Origin of the sequence: Bacillus sp. AFS029533, from assembly GCF_002585125.1 — a bacterium.
GTDB lineage: Bacteria > Bacillota > Bacilli > Bacillales > Bacillaceae_G > Gottfriedia > Gottfriedia luciferensis_B.
Genome location: NZ_NUQC01000010.1, coordinates 67,201 through 82,885 on the forward strand (window position 1 = coordinate 67,201; position 15,685 = coordinate 82,885).

A 15,685-nucleotide genomic window follows, 5' to 3' on the forward strand; every position below is an offset into this window, starting at 1 on the left:
ATTGTATGAAAAAATAGTATCATTGTCAAAAATGAAAGTCAAGTTGAGAGACGTTCTTTTCTATTGCTGTAATAGCGAATAACAGAAATAATGACAACTAATAATGGAACTGCAATTAACAAACCAATAAATCCAGCTATTTCACCTGCAACTAATAATGAAAACATAATAATAACTGGATGAGTATGAATTGATTTTCCTATTATAAGCGGAGAAAGGACGTTACCTTCAATTAATTGTAAAACAATTAAAGTAATACCTACTCTAATTAATAAACCGGTCCCTTCCGAAGCGGCTAAAAACAAGGTTGGTACAGCTCCAATAACCGGTCCGAAATACGGAATGATATCTGTTATTCCTATGACCACTCCTAATACTAGAGCATATTTCATTCGAACAATCCATAGAAAGATTGTTGCTAATACAAACAATAAAAAGCAAACTAATATTTGACCACGAATATATTTTCCAAATGTATTATTTAGTTCTTTTGCTAAACCTTTTGCTTCATATCGCCATTTGTAAGGGATAATTTTCCAAAACATATTCGATAAGACCTTATAGTCTTTTAAAAAGTAAAAAACGATAAACGGAATGATAAAGAGTGAAATAATATTATTTACTAATTGCTTCATCCATTCACCAGATTTACTCAATAATGATAATCCCGATTTTTCAGCACCATTAATCATTAAATCAATACGATTATGAAGAAAAATTGGCATCCTCGAAGTCTTTCGTTCGATTTTTGATAAAAAATTATCATATAATGCCATTACTTTAGGAAAAGCTCTTAAAATATCTTGCCACTGTTGTTTAAAAATAGGGAGTAATAAATAAAGCCCAAGTACACACCCTCCAAAAAATAATAAATAAATCAATAAAATCGCAATTACTCGTTTTATCCCTTTATTATGAATATATTCAATTGCTGGATGTAGCAAATAAGCAATGATTAACCCAATCAAAAATGGAACCATCGATTTTAAAACACCAATTACAATATGTAAATAAACCGGTTTTAAATAATAAAAAACGATTCCAACTAATCCAATTAACAAAATTAAACATAGTCGATATATCCACTTTAACTTTAAACCGTCCATAAAAAACCTCCATACTGGTAATAGTATGGAGAATTTCGATTAAATTATGTGACTCATTAAAAAATTTGCGAAGTCTTCCCTCTTCACAACATTCAATTCACATTTCGTTTTTGCTTCTTTTTCAATGATTGCTAGTTCTTTTGGAAATTCTTTCTCTACACCAATTGTCATAAAAGCTAATTTCTCTTGTGCTCGCCTAGATCTAGTATTTGACGCTTTTGCACCAGCAAAAACATAGTCCATTTTCAACTCGTTAAAAGCAATTTTTAAAATTTCAATTTTCGAAGCTTCATTATACCCTTGTCCCCAAAATGGAACCCCTATCCAAGTGCCGATATGACAAATTCCATCTCCTCGGTCAATGTGCTTTAAACTTGTTATACCGACAACCTCATCTTGCTCATTTAAAATTATCCGATTTATTACTTTACCGTCTAATTCCTGCTGAACAATATAACTTATAAATCCAATTGTATCCTCAATACGATCTACTTTTATTCCCAAAACATCTTTCACACCTGGATCTGATGATAACTTAAAAACCTGCTCTGCATACTTTAAATCATTCTTAACAAGCTTAACTCCCACTCCCATATTTACCATCTCTTTTCCATGTTTTTATAAATGATAAAAGAAGATGATCATTTTCTCAATGAAAAGATTTTAAATATATTGGGAATGTATGATTAGGATTGGATTTAATACATTGATTTAATACATTGAAAAAAACAAAGCACATGTCGTAAATATGGTTATATTATCAACAAACTAAGTAATTGTTTTATTCTTGAGAAGTTAAAAATTTTTAGAGTTAATTATTAGAAAACAAGTTCAAATTATTATTATAAGTTGATACTCGATCTTAATTGAACTATATACTGATTAGCTGTTAAGCTACTCTAGTAAAAGGATATTAAATTAGGTTTTTTAGTGTAACTTTTTTCGATGAATAAGTTGATTGGAACGGAGGGGTGCTCGACTCCTATGNNCGAGGAGGCTAAAGAATCTCGCCCCATGGAAAGCGAGCACCCCGTAGTGGAAATCAACCTCACTCGGCTCCTTTTACGAAAATTTGATTATTTTTTTGACAGTAAAAAAGCACATGCCCCTATAGACATGCGCTAAAAAAATTAAAGCATTTTTTTCAATGACTTTCTCATACGTTTCATATTCTTTGAAGTAAGCCATTTGTTATCGTACATTAACTTCATCGCAAGTGCACCTGCACCTAAACCTAAACCTAATAAAGAGCTTTTTCTAGCCATCAATTACCCACTCCTACATACTAAGTTTTCGATCCTCTTCGTCAAATAAATCATCCAACGAACTTAACGTACCATCTTCTTCAACTTGGTGGGTATAAATTATCCCTTTATTAATTGTTAGTTCAATATAACATCCCCAACAATAATATTGATTTACACCTATTTTCCCTAAGTCTTTACTATGACAATTTGGACAAATCACAACGCTCGCTCCCTTAGCCTAAAAAAGGCAATGTTTCTAAGCATTGTGACCAAATTTTCATAAAAATATACGTTAGTACAGGAATCGTCTTGCACTATATATTCTTAGTCATTTACATGAAATCATAAGGTGAAAGATTTGGTAATTCGTCTGAAAGCTGAAATGGTAAATCTTCGTTTAGTTGCACTTCACCATTTTCAATCCCTTTTAGTTTCATACATAGAGTAGTTTGTCTTTGACCATCATCTGTTCTTCCAATACCTTGAATAAATGCATCTTGTTCACCGCACATGATTAAGAACTTCTTGCTTCTTGTCACTGCAGTGTAAATTAAATTTCTTCGAAGCATTCGATAATAACTTTTGACAATTGGAAGCACAATAATATCAAATTCACTACCTTGAGACTTATGAATTGAACAACAGTAAGCAAGAGTTAATTGAGAAAAATCTGGTCTAGTATAAGTCACTTCATTTCCATCAAATGAAACGATTATAATATCTTGTTGTTCTACATTTTCTTTAGCGAAAAAAATGTTTACAATTTCACCCATATCTCCATTAAAAACATTATTTTCAGGAACGTTTACAAGTTGGAGAACTTTGTCACCTGTACGAAAAGTAGTATCACCAAAATTCATTTCACGTTGCTTTTCCCTTTTAGGGTTAAACACTTCTTGCAGCCCTTCATTTAAAGCATCAATTCCTGCTGGACCACGATACATCGGCGCTAATACTTGGATATCTCTTACAGGAAAACCTTTTTTATTGGCATTTTCACACACTTTTTTGACGACTTCAACAACTTGTTGGCTTGAACAACCGATAAATGAACGATCTTTTCTTTGTTCAAATAAATCCTCAGATATTGTTCCATCTTTTATATAATGTGCAAGCGTAATAATCGAAGAATCTTCTGATTGACGGTAAATATCTTTTAATCGTACGGTTGGAACTGTACCAGAGTTTAATAAATCCTTTAAGACTTGACCTGGACCAACAGAAGGTAATTGATCCTCATCCCCTACAAAAATGACTTGGCATCCTTCTGGAATACTTTTGAGTAATTGATTCCCTAACCAAACATCGACCATTGAAAACTCATCAATGATTAGTAACTTTCCATTTAAAGGATTTTCCTCATGATGGCTAAACTCCCCTTCTCTTGTCCAACCGAGTAAACGATGGATTGTTACTGCCGGTAATCCAGTTGCTTCACTCATTCTTTTTGCCGCTCTACCTGTAGGTGCAGCAAGCAAATAAGGGAATGGATCATCTTTCGGGTAAGAATGCTGATCTAATGATAAATCATGGATTGTTGAAAACAGATTAACGATTCCTTTAATAACTGTCGTTTTACCTGTCCCTGGTCCACCTGTAAGGACCATCATAGCTGACTCCATTGCCTTTTTGATTGCTTGTGCTTGTGAAGGGGCATATTTTACATTCATTTTTGATTCGAGGTCTTCTAGCTCTTTTGCAAATCTAGTTTCAGTCATTTCACCTAAATCTGGAGCACTGCTTAATAATTTTTGGATCGCATTTACAATGCCCTTCTCAGCGTAATAAAGAGCGGCTAGATAGATTCTCTCGTCTTCCATTACTAGCTTTCCGTCTGCTACCAATCGTTTCATTTCCCGAGAAATGTCGACTGGTTCGACAAGCTCTTTATCTTGTTTCATTAATAATTGTCTAGTTTCATCAATAAACTGATCTTGCGTTATATAAACATGTCCTTCTTGCATCGATAAATGTTCTAAAATATAAATACAACCCGCTCGTATCCGATCTGGATGATTTCCTGTAATACCGATTGCCCGACCAATTTCATCTGCTCTCCCAAACCCAATCCCATCTACATCTTCAATTAACTTAAATGGATTTGTTCTGATAACATCTAGAGTTGATTCATTATAGGTCTTATAAATTTTAATCGATAAACCCGTTCCAATACCGTAGCTACTTAAAAAGCTGATTACTTTTTCAAGACCTTGATGAGATAAAATTGTTTCATAAATTTCTTTAGCTTTAGATTTTGCCAGCCCGGGAACACCTTCTAAGCTATCAGCATTATCTAAAATTTTATTAATTGCACCTTCACCTAAATGGTCAACGATTTTTTCAGCTGTTCTTTTTCCAATTCCTTTAAACAAATCTGAGGATAAATATTGAATAACACCTTTTTTAGTAGATGGAAGCTCTTTTTCAAATGATGATATTTGAAATTGTTTACCATACCTCGGATGGTCTTTTACAATCCCTTTAAATGTATATGTTTCATCTTCATTCATCCTTGGAATATTCCCAGTAATTGTCATTTCCTGTTCACAATTTGATAAATTTGTATCAACTACTTTTATCTTTGCAACAGTATAAAAATTTTCTGCATTATAAAAGATGATTGTTGTGATATGCCCTTTAATATATGGTGTCTCATCAACAAACAATTCCATTTCACTTTGGGTTTGCACTTCTCTACCTCCCCGAACTTACACAACTAAACTAGCTTCATTCTACTTCTTTATTTTCAATTACTTTTAAAGCATGCATAGCAAGCATATGATCATCTTGGCATTCAATCGCTTTATTAAAATGGTCTTTTGCAGTTGTAACTTGATCATTAAACATCGCAATTATGCCTAGATTATAATGTGCATCAGCATGAAGTTCATCTAATTGTAAAACCTTTTCTAAATTAACCTTTGCTTCATCTAACATTTCCAATTTAGCTAAAGTAAGGCCGTATTGGAATAATGCGTCTACATCTTGATCATCTAGCTCAATCGCTCGTTGAAAAAATGGAAGTGCAAAACGATCTTCGCCATTATTAACACAGCATAAACCAATCATAAAATGGACATCACTATCATTCATGCCAAGTTTCACACAATGTTGAAAATGTTTTTTAGCTAATTCAAATTTACCATCTTCAAAATACACTGTTCCAACTGCATAATGCGCTGCTGCCAATTCCGGATCAATTTCTAAAGCCTTTTCAAAAAAAAGACAAGCTCGTTCTACATCTCCCATCGATAGTAAAAGTTGACCAAAATTAACATACGCTAATGAATTAGTAGGATTTTCTTCAATTTCTTTCGTTAAAAAATTAGCTGCATCCTCTAAGTTCCCCTCTTGCAGGGCTGCTACGCCACGTTCAAAATTATTCATCTATAACACCTCTATGTATTTTCTTTCAATTATTTTTGACAGACTCCATTTTCTATACTAATCAGTTTAAGAAACTTAATATATCTATTTAACACTATCACACCATAGTATACATTTCAAAGGAACGTTTCTTCAAAATTCCTGCGAAAAATTATGTATTTCCATTCAAAAAAACAACCCCAACCATTATGATTGGGGTAAATAGATTTATCTTAAATAAGTTAATTCATTACCATCGATAAATGCACGATCAATTGTTCCTCCACCTAGACAGTCTGTCCCATCGTAAAATACAACGGCTTGGCCAGGAGTGATTGCACGAATTTTTTCGTGGCAAAGAATTCTTACAGAGTTATCATCTAAGATGTGAACTGTTACTTCGTTATCTTCAGAACGATAACGGAATTTAGCAGTACATGTAAATGAACCTTCTTTCGGTTTATCTGATGTCCAACTAATATCAGAAGCAAGTACTTCATTACTATAAAGTAACTCATTATGAAAACCTTGTTCAACTAATAAAATATTATTTTTTAAGTCTTTTCCTACAACGAACCAAGGGTCTCCATTTCCACCGATTCCAAGTCCATGACGTTGACCAATTGTATAATACATAAGTCCATCATGTTTACCTTTAACTTCCCCGTTCATTGTTCTCATTTCACCAGGTTGCGCAGGTAAATAATTACTTAGAAATTCTTTAAAGTTACGTTCACCTATGAAGCAAATTCCAGTACTGTCTTTTTTCTTAGCTGTAGCTAAATCTGCCTCTTCAGCAATTTTACGAATTTCAGGCTTTAAATAGCCTCCAAGTGGAAACATAACTTTCGATAGTTGTTCTTGGCCAAGTTGATTTAAGAAATAAGTTTGGTCTTTATTGCTATCAATTCCTCGTAACATTTTAAATTCATCGTCACGGAACTCAACTCCAGCATAATGACCTGTCGCTACATAATCTGCTCCTAGATCCATTGCATGTTCAAGAAATGCTTTAAACTTAATTTCTTTATTACACATTACGTCTGGGTTTGGTGTTCTACCTTTTTTATATTCATCTAAGAAATAGGTAAACACTTTATCCCAATATTGCTTTTCAAAATTCACTGCATAATACGGAATTCCTATTTGATTACAAACTGCAATTACATCTTCATAATCCTCAGTTGCTGTACATACGCCAAATTCATCTGTGTCATCCCAGTTTTTCATAAAAATACCGATGACATCATATCCTTGTTGTTTCAATAAATATGCTGTTACAGATGAATCTACACCACCTGACATTCCTACTACTACGCGAGTGTCTTTTGGATCTTTTTTATTCATAAATAATATCCCCTCGCACTATAAAAATTTATATTTTAACTAATCGTTTTACAATTGAAGATACACGTTCTCCAAGTATACGGATTTGTTCTTCTGTATTTCCATAACCAAAGCTGAACCGAACCGAAGAACGTATTTTAGGTGAATCTATTCCAAACATTTCAACTAAAACATGTGATGGATCTATACTACCAGCAGTGCAAGCAGACCCGCTTGAAGCTGCTATACCTGATAAATCAAGGTTTACCAAAAATGATTCAATTGAAATATCTTCGAAGGATAAGTTTAACACATGCGGTGCAAAAAACGACTCATTTCCATTCTTTTCAAAACGAATTCCATTTTCTTTTAGAACATTCATTAAAATTTCATGGAAACGCAAATAGCTTTCTATCCGTTCATCTCTTCCGATGTGAATTACTTCTACTGCTTTAGCTAATCCAACAATACCAGGTACATTTTCTGTACCCGCACGACGTTTACGCTCTTGCTGACCGCCATATTGTAATTGTGTAAAAATTGCATTTTCACTTACATAAAGAAAACCTACACCTTTAGGTCCATTAATTTTATGTGAGGAAATGGATAATAAGTCGACACCAAGTTCTTCAACATTAATTGGAATTAAACCGTAAGCTTGTACTGCATCTGTATGGAAATGAGCTTTATGGTCACTAAGAAGTTCACCAATTTCTTTAATTGGTTGAACTGTTCCTATTTCATTATTAACCATCATAATTGATACTAAAATTGTATCATCACGAAGTGCAGCCTTTACATCCTCTACATTTACGCGGCCTGTATGATCAACTGGTAAATACGTAACCTCAAAGCCTTTCTTTTCAAGAGCCTGGCATGTATGTAATATAGCATGATGCTCGATGCTAGAGGTAATAATGTGCTTACCATATTTTTGATTCGCATAAGCAGCGCCTAAAACAGCAAGGTTATCACTTTCCGTTCCACCACTTGTAAAAATAATTTCGTTAACTTTTGATCCTATACTATTAGCACAAATCATGCGTGCAGTATCAATCTTTTGACGAGCTTGTCGGCCAAATGAATGAATACTAGATGGATTTCCAAAAGTCTCTTGCATTTCTACAACCATCTTTTCAATTACTTCTGGATGCATTGGAGAAGTCGCAGCATGATCTACATAAATACGTTCCATTTTTATTAAATCCTTTCTTTATGAAGCGTTCACCTATTTTGAACGCACTAAAATTAAATATAAAACATATATCCATTTAAATCATCAGATTCTAATTTTGCTAAATCCTCAAGACTCGTATGGTCTAACACTTCATTAATCGCTTTTTGAACACGTGTCCATAACTCTCTTTGTGCAGGATTTTCATCTTCAAGATTTTCGATTGGAGATAGTGAACCTTCAAGTGCAGTTATTACTGCACCTGCAGAAATTTCATTCGGTTCCTTTGTTAAAATATACCCACCATATGCCCCGCGAATACTTTTAACTAATCCTGCATTACGTAATAATGAAATAATTTGTTCTAAATAATGCTCTGAAAGATTTTGTGCTTTCGCAATACTCTTGAGTGAAATTGGTTTATCACAATATCTTTTAGCTAATTCAATCATAACTGTCAGTCCGTATCTTCCCTTAGTTGAAATCTTCATTAATTCACTCCGTTCAATAAACTGTATCTCTTATTTTTATCAGATTTATCCTATTTTTAAACTGTAGTAATACAATTATTGTACACTATTTATCCTATAAATTCACATACCAGGTAAAAAATGCACTATACCAATTGGAAAAGTGCAATATCGATCTAAAAAACAGTAAGTAAGATTTTTTAGTTTACTAGTCTAACTTTTTAACAAACCGTAGAATAAAAACGTTTAGTCTTACTCCTCCATTTTCACAAATAATCTACTGTCCTAAAAATCCGCCCAATTTCTTTCTACACGAAATGTTGTTAATTCAAGGTTTCACTAAATTGCTTACACTTTAATCAGTTAAAATTAACAAAAATGCATCAAAAATAACCCGCCTTTTATTCAAAGAATATTCTGTAAAATAAATACTAGTAGTTTATTAATTGAGAAAGAAGTGGGGAAAAAATGCGAAAATCAAAGAAAAGTAAAACGAATCACCTTACAACCATTGGATTAAGTACTTGTCTACTGTTTGGAACCTTTGCACCTATTACTAATCATTTTAATGCAAATGCTGAAACAATTTCTTCAAGTGAAGCGATATTAGCTACATTGACACCTGAACAAAGAGCGGCACTTCAAACATTAAATTCGAACGAATTCAAAACGGGATTGCATCTTTCATCAGATGTAGATTTAAATAGTACAAAAGAAGTTTCCGTAATTGTTGAATTTAAAGCTCTTCCTGCAAAAACTGAACAGTTAACAGAAGCTGTCAAAGGAAAAAACATTTCACTTGATACCGCTAAGGCCAAAGTAGAGAAATCTCACATTCAATTTAAAAAAGATTTACAAGAAAAAATAGGTAAAGATACGAAATCGAATCGAACTATTTATCAAATTAAACATACTTATAAACATTCACTTAATGGAGTCTCATTAACTCTCCCTGCAAATCAAATTAAAAAATTATTAAAATTTAATGATGTGAAAGCAATTTTCAGTGATTCTCAAGTTCGAGTAAATCCTCCAAAACTGATTGATGAAACAAAGGACAAAACAAACGTTGACAGTATACCATTTTTAAAAGTAGATCAGCTTCATAAAGAAGGCATTACTGGAAAAGGAATAAAGATTGGCGTAATTGATACTGGTATTGATTTTAATCATCCTGATTTAAAGGATGCGTATAAAGGTGGATATGACTTCGTAGACAACGACAACAATCCAATGGAAACGACTTACGATGATTGGAAGAAATCTGGAAAACCTGAATTCTATAATGGTAATGCTTATTATACCGAGCACGGTACGCACGTTTCAGGTACGATCGCTGGACAAGCTAAAAACGATTCAGATTTCAAAGTAACAGGCATAGCGCCTGATGCTGATTTATATGTATATCGTGTTCTAGGTCCCTATGGTAGCGGCGCAAATTCTTCGGTAATTGCTGGAATTGATAAGTCCGTAGAAGATGGCATGGATGTGATAAACCTATCATTAGGAAGCGATTATAATGACCCATTAGCCCCTACAAGCCTAGCAATTGATAATGCTGTACTAAGTGGTGTCACAGCAGTTGTTGCAGCAGGAAATTCAGGCGAGTACGGAATGTCTACATTAGGCTCGCCGGGTGCAGCTGCACTAGCATTAACCGTTGGGGCAAGCTCAGCATCTACTAAAGTAACAACCTTTAAAAGTAGTTTTAACGTAGGAAAAAGAAAAATAAATGGAACTTTACAGTTAATGACTAAAAAATGGACCGATGACTTTAGCAATCTTTCTGGAAAATCATTTGATATTGTCAATGTTGGAGAAGGTGGTCCTAATGATTATTCTGGAAAAGATGTAAAAGGTAAAATAGCATTTGTTGTACGTGGCACATATGCTTTAATCGATAAAATGAAGTATGCAAAACAAAACGGTGCAACAGGAATTATTATATATAACAACAATAGTAACGAGGGGCAAATTCCATACTTTTTAGGAGAGAGTAATGACAATATTCCAGTCTTTTCGTTGGATAATAATACTGGCTCCGCAGTTAGGGATTTATTACCAACTGGTCCATTAACTGTTTCATTAGGTGCATTAGGAGAGAGTGAAATTCCCGGTGATGTATTAGCAGACTTCAGTTCAAAAGGTCCATCAGGAACTTTATACGATATAAAACCAGAAATAACAGCGCCAGGCGTAAATGTACTTTCAACAGTTCCTTCCTATATCAATAATAAAAATGATAAGAATGATTATTCATCTGCATATGAAAGAATGTCAGGTACATCAATGGCGACTCCCCATGTTACAGGTATTGCAGCACTTTTACTGCAAGCAAACCCAAGCTATAAACCTGCTGATATTAAAACAGTATTAATGAATACAGCGGACCCATTAAACGGTAAGAATAGCGTATTTGAGATAGGCGCAGGCAGGGTTGACCCTTATGAAGCTATTCATTCTGATACAGAAATATCAGTTTTAGATGAAACACCTTATATTGAAAATGGACAAGAGCATATGATTCAAGAGCAAACAGGTGGTCTTAGCTATGGTTTTATTCCTATGAATAATGAAACTTCTTTCAACCAGTCAAAGAAACTTGTAATCTCTAACTCAAGCAAAAAAATGAAAAAATACGTTATTTCTGTAGAATATAATGTAGGCGCGCAAGGTTCATTGGATGCTGAAAAAAACGGTGTAAATGTAAAATTAACAGAGGATTCTTTTAAGGTAAAATCAGGTACTCAAAAAGAACTTTCTGTCTTATTAACAGTTCCAAAAACAGCTGAAAAAGGAACGTATGAAGGATACATTCGTATTGAAAATGAAAAAAATCCTGAAGAGAATTATCAAATTCCATTTGGCGCACGTGTTGTTGAAGAAGGATTTAAATATTTTGCGACCCACTCTCCATCTATCTCAAATAATCGTGTAATCGCACAATATAGTGTTAAAGATACTGATTTAGATTTCAATTTAAATTCACCTATGAAAACCATCGATTTTGTTTTAGTTGATCCAAAAACAGATAAAGATTTAGGGTTAATCACTTCAATCAACACGACAGGTGCTGCTGTAGACTATGATTATTATTTACAAGATGGATTTGCAGGTAGATATTTCCCCTTTACTGGAAATGCTAAAAAGCCGATTGGATTTACTTCTATTTCAGCTCCAGATGGCGTTTATAAAATTAAAGCCATTGGAACAAATCAAGCTGGTAAACAATTTGTCAAAACTGATAAAGTCTATATCGATAATAACGGTGCAACGCTCTCATTAGATCAAACAAATGCTATACCAAAAGGAGATCTTCCATTTGTTGAATTAGCACCAGATCAAAAAACAGTTACGTTATCGGGCACGGTAATCGATAACGAAGTAAGTGAAATTCAAAAGAACGGAATGAATATAACACAATCTAATAACAAGGTATATTACGGCTCTAATGGACCAGCATTAAGTATAAGCGTAGATGAAAATGGTAAATTCTCGAAAGAAATTTCTGTAACTGGCTCTTCGTCTGCTACAATGCTTCAATTTGTAGGTGCTGATCGAGCTGGTAATTCATCTGTTGCACCAAAGGTAATTTACTATGTAAAAGCTGGTTCGCAATACATTTATGCTAAGCCCAATAAAGAATCAATAACTATGGGTGATAAAGTAACCTATACTTTGTTTAGCCATGGATTAAAGAACGCTAAAGAAATGAGCTTTTCGATAAATTACTTGAATAAATATTTTGATTCTGTTGAGATAGAAAAAAACAAAACATTACCAGATGGTTCAGATCTTACTACTTCTACTAGTGGTACAACTAGCTTAACTTCAAACATTACATTGAAAATGCCTAACGATGGTATTTCAGGGGATGTGCCATTAATCGATCTAGTATTTGATACTAAAGCAGATGAATATGTAAATGTACTTAGTCAACTATTTAATATTTACGGAGGGGCATACAAAGATTTTAGTGGAGCAACTGTTAGACCACTGATGCAAACAGGTCTACTTCCAATCTTTGCACCTTATTCAAAAGTACAAGCTCAGCTTGGAGCACAAGGCCTATACAAAGAAGATGGCACTTACAATTATTCAACGGATTACACAACTGTTGGTGCAAGTGTTAAAGTACAAGATTCTAAAGGTAATTTATATATAGGTGAAATACAAAAAAACGGCCAAATCTTTATTAACAACCTGCCTTCGAACGAACTTCTTTACACTGTTATTGTAGATGTTCCAGGACATTTTACTACTTACACTCCGCTTGAAGTTGGAAGAAAAGCTGGAAATATAAGTATTGGAGAAAGCATTTATTACTACACTGCTAAATCGAAAGCTGGAGATATCAATAAAGACAACGTGGTCGATCTAAATGATGCACTTTTGCTAGAAGCAAACTGGAATAAAAACAATCGAAATACTGACATTAACTTTGATGGCATTACCGATGCGAAAGATTTTAAATTACTAGAAACCAATTATTTAAAAGAAAATGATTATGTTTTAGATACACCGAGTCCAGTCCAAGAGCTTAATGGTCAAACAATCCAAACAATTAAAGCAAAACTAGGAATTAACTAAAATAAAGAACTGGAACTCTAATTTTGAGTTCCAGTTTTTAGTTGCTAAATAAAGTCAATTAAATGCTTGCTTAACTTTTCAATTTACCAGCACGTACGAATTGAGCGGCTGCCGCTTTTTCATCGAAATCTTCAACATTTTTTCTAGATTCTTTTATGTTGTTTAAAAAGCTTATGACTTGGAATTCGATACTTTTAATTTCGTATTCAGTATCAGCATTTAATAAATCCTCTAATAAATCTAAATAAATTGCTTTCTCTTCGGGTGTTAGCACTAGCCTCATTACATGCCTCCTTCATCTTTTGCCAAGTAAATTATTGAAAATACTACACAATTTGCTTAGAAATATTATGCAGTGAACTTACCCTTTCCCGTTCAGTGTTAAGTGCTCTGCTTAAAAGAAAGCTTTGAGATGAGAGACCAGCTAATATACAGTATCCGATTACCATACGCATATCTTTTAACATGTTTTCTGGTATAAATAAAGAAACAAATAGTGTCGCGGCTGTTGCTCCAAATAAAATATCTGCAAGAAAACCTAAATAAAAGCCTTTCTTTCGTCTCACCGGAAGCATAATCGTACCTTTGTTAAACAGGATGTGAAAAATAAATCCGGTCACTCCACCAATGACAACCGCCAGGACATAGAGCTTAACCATGTTCATCCTCCTCTATTTTTAGGTACAAAAAAAATTCCTACTTTCGTTTCGAGAATTAGTTAATCGAAATGATCGCTAGGATTGGACAAGTTCTATATAAAATATGAACAGCTTGTTCTTATTATTATAAAAGCTTAAAAATAAATTATCAAAACAATTTGTAAAATTTATCCAATTATGACAAAAAATAAGGTAAAAGACCTGAGTTTTCATTTAAACAAATACACTACAAGACTATTTAACTATTTCTCATTACCCTTATTATGATATATTGGAATTAAAAAGAAGCTAGAGGAGGTTTTAAGTTGGCTGTACAAAGAAAATTCAAGAAAATAGTAAATCAATTACGCCACCAAGATCTATATCAGCGTGCAAAAGGCATAGACCAACTTAGAAAGTCTCTTCAATCAGGTGCTTCTATTGAATCATTAAAATATTTATTAGAAGAAGCGGGAAGCAATTTCCCGAAATCAATAGAAGATTGGGATGATGGAAGCTATCACTTAGTTGGGTTTTGTTCAGAGTTTGCACTCCAAGAATTAATAACTCCAATCGAAAAGAATTTTGAAGCATATAGTGAACGAGCAAAACTTCAAGCTCTTTATTTATTAATAAGTCTAAAATCAGAGTTAGCTAGAGATGCTTATATACGAATCATTGAAAAAAATAGTAAACGGTACTCGCTTGATATCGATGTTCAATTCATTTTCGAAGAGACAAATTGGGCTCCAGAACTTGTAAAAAAACTATTACATTTAATCGAAAATGAAGAAACTGCAGTTTCAATTTTCCATCTGATTCTATTGTGTAAAAGAAATTCAATTTCTTTACCATTTTCATCCGCTGAGAATGATTATATAATCGAACAAATTAAAGTTTTATATAAGCTTAAACGAGATTCATATTTAAATTATGATCAAGATTACAACTTAAAATATGTGTACCAAGCTTGGAAAGAATCTTACCTCATCGTTCGCACAGAAATGGGTATTTACCTTCAATTAATGCAATATTATTTTGACGATAGCATGCATGAATATTTAAAAGAAGCACTTGAGTATAAAGATCCTTACTTAAAAGTGGATGCTGTTATTTCACTGATGGAACATGGTGTACAAATTGAAAAAGAAATCCTTGATTATTGTGCTCATAATATTGAATCTGCGGTATGGTTTTATACAAAATTAAATGAATTTTCAAAGAAAGATATGTACACATTTACAGAAGAACATCAACATAGTTTTGTGAAAAACAGACTGTTTCTTTATTTAATTACTCATGAAGATTTTGGTGTGATTCCCGACGAGATAGAAATTATAAAACGCTATGATACTTCCAACTATTATGAACAAGAAGTAACTTATTATTTAACTAAATTTCGTAGTCAGCAAGAAAACTGGGCAGAAAATGATTGGATGGCTGCATATGTAGGGGCTTATATTTCTGAACAAATTCCTAGTCCACGATTTTATGATGAAACAATTACGGCATTTACAAAATGGGATAAATATACTGAGGATGAACATAAAGCTCAACTTGAATTATTAAATAAAGAAGAAAACGATAAATTAGGTCAAGAAGTCATTTTGGAATCAAAGCCTAACTGGCATTTTGGTACTTATTTCCTCGGATTTCTAACTGCTGTTAGAACAGGTACTGCTTTTGGAAATCACGATCCTATTTATTTTTTATTACTAGCTTTACTATGGATTATTTTCTTATATAAAGTGTAAGCAACAATTCAACT

General features: G+C 33.2%; 13 protein-coding genes. 2 read left to right on the forward strand and 11 right to left on the reverse strand.

The genetic code is table 11. The features are described 5' to 3' along the window. Positions 1-38 precede the first annotated feature (38 nt). The 9 genes from COE53_RS05270 to cymR form a co-directional block, all read right to left on the reverse strand. On the reverse strand, positions 39-1,106 hold the full coding sequence (locus COE53_RS05270) for an AI-2E family transporter (protein WP_098947529.1): 1,068 nt from the start codon (positions 1,104-1,106) through the stop codon (positions 39-41). 39 nt (positions 1,107-1,145) lie between these two features. Then, positions 1,146-1,700 (reverse strand): GNAT family N-acetyltransferase, encoded by a 555-nt coding sequence (locus COE53_RS05275; protein WP_098947530.1) that lies wholly within the window; start codon positions 1,698-1,700, stop codon positions 1,146-1,148. 536 nt (positions 1,701-2,236) lie between these two features. Next, on the reverse strand, positions 2,237-2,371 hold the full coding sequence (locus COE53_RS05280; protein WP_082459514.1) for a DUF3918 family protein: 135 nt from the start codon (positions 2,369-2,371) through the stop codon (positions 2,237-2,239). 13 nt (positions 2,372-2,384) lie between these two features. Beyond that, positions 2,385-2,573, reverse strand: a complete 189-nt coding sequence (locus COE53_RS05285) for a hypothetical protein (RefSeq protein ID WP_069035137.1) — start codon at positions 2,571-2,573, stop codon at positions 2,385-2,387. Positions 2,574-2,685: 112 nt separating this feature from the next. Then, positions 2,686-5,043 carry an SF1B family DNA helicase RecD2 gene (gene recD2 / locus COE53_RS05290; protein ID WP_439097798.1) on the reverse strand — a complete coding sequence of 786 codons (2,358 nt, stop codon included), beginning with the start codon at positions 5,041-5,043 and terminating at the stop codon, positions 2,686-2,688. A gap of 37 nt (positions 5,044-5,080) precedes the next feature. Continuing rightward, complete coding sequence (locus COE53_RS05295; protein WP_069035138.1) at positions 5,081-5,740, reverse strand: tetratricopeptide repeat protein; 660 nt, start codon at positions 5,738-5,740, stop codon at positions 5,081-5,083. 207 nt (positions 5,741-5,947) lie between these two features. Next, entirely contained in the window at positions 5,948-7,066 is a 1,119-nt protein-coding gene (gene mnmA, locus COE53_RS05300; RefSeq protein ID WP_098947531.1) for a tRNA 2-thiouridine(34) synthase MnmA, read from the reverse strand. 28 nt (positions 7,067-7,094) lie between these two features. Continuing rightward, on the reverse strand, positions 7,095-8,240 hold the full coding sequence (locus tag COE53_RS05305) for a cysteine desulfurase family protein (protein ID WP_069035140.1): 1,146 nt from the start codon (positions 8,238-8,240) through the stop codon (positions 7,095-7,097). A gap of 53 nt (positions 8,241-8,293) precedes the next feature. Beyond that, the gene (gene cymR / locus COE53_RS05310; RefSeq protein WP_098947532.1) at positions 8,294-8,710 is read right to left on the reverse strand and encodes a cysteine metabolism transcriptional regulator CymR; all 417 of its coding nucleotides are present in this window, start codon (positions 8,708-8,710) and stop codon (positions 8,294-8,296) included. A gap of 447 nt (positions 8,711-9,157) precedes the next feature. Between cymR and COE53_RS05315 the strand changes: the two genes are divergently transcribed. Then, a complete protein-coding gene (locus tag COE53_RS05315) occupies positions 9,158-13,279 on the forward strand; it encodes a S8 family serine peptidase (protein WP_098947533.1) in 4,122 nt (1,373 codons plus the stop codon). 70 nt (positions 13,280-13,349) lie between these two features. Here COE53_RS05315 and COE53_RS05320 read toward each other — a convergent pair whose 3' ends face one another. Further along, a complete protein-coding gene (locus COE53_RS05320) occupies positions 13,350-13,562 on the reverse strand; it encodes a hypothetical protein (RefSeq protein ID WP_056472680.1) in 213 nt (70 codons plus the stop codon). A 43-nt stretch (positions 13,563-13,605) separates the two neighbouring features. Beyond that, positions 13,606-13,938 (reverse strand): DUF4257 domain-containing protein, encoded by a 333-nt coding sequence (locus COE53_RS05325; protein ID WP_056472677.1) that lies wholly within the window; start codon positions 13,936-13,938, stop codon positions 13,606-13,608. Positions 13,939-14,243: 305 nt separating this feature from the next. Here COE53_RS05325 and COE53_RS05330 point away from each other — a divergent pair, with 305 nt between their 5' ends. Then, positions 14,244-15,671 (forward strand): hypothetical protein, encoded by a 1,428-nt coding sequence (locus COE53_RS05330; protein ID WP_098947534.1) that lies wholly within the window; start codon positions 14,244-14,246, stop codon positions 15,669-15,671. The last annotated feature ends 14 nt before the right edge of the window (positions 15,672-15,685 follow it).

Coding starts and splice junctions, on each gene's coding strand:
- COE53_RS05270 (WP_098947529.1), bottom strand. CDS start 1,106: ATGGACGGTTTAAAGTTAAAGTGGATATATCGACTATGTTTAATTTTG.
- COE53_RS05275 (WP_098947530.1), bottom strand. CDS start 1,700: ATGGGAGTGGGAGTTAAGCTTGTTAAGAATGATTTAAAGTATGCAGAG.
- cymR (WP_098947532.1), bottom strand. CDS start 8,710: ATGAAGATTTCAACTAAGGGAAGATACGGACTGACAGTTATGATTGAA.
- COE53_RS05320 (WP_056472680.1), bottom strand. CDS start 13,562: ATGAGGCTAGTGCTAACACCCGAAGAGAAAGCAATTTATTTAGATTTA.
- COE53_RS05305 (WP_069035140.1), bottom strand. CDS start 8,240: ATGGAACGTATTTATGTAGATCATGCTGCGACTTCTCCAATGCATCCA.
- COE53_RS05315 (WP_098947533.1), top strand. CDS start 9,158: ATGCGAAAATCAAAGAAAAGTAAAACGAATCACCTTACAACCATTGGA.
- mnmA (WP_098947531.1), bottom strand. CDS start 7,066: ATGAATAAAAAAGATCCAAAAGACACTCGCGTAGTAGTAGGAATGTCA.
- COE53_RS05280 (WP_082459514.1), bottom strand. CDS start 2,371: ATGGCTAGAAAAAGCTCTTTATTAGGTTTAGGTTTAGGTGCAGGTGCA.
- COE53_RS05295 (WP_069035138.1), bottom strand. CDS start 5,740: ATGAATAATTTTGAACGTGGCGTAGCAGCCCTGCAAGAGGGGAACTTA.
- COE53_RS05325 (WP_056472677.1), bottom strand. CDS start 13,938: ATGGTTAAGCTCTATGTCCTGGCGGTTGTCATTGGTGGAGTGACCGGA.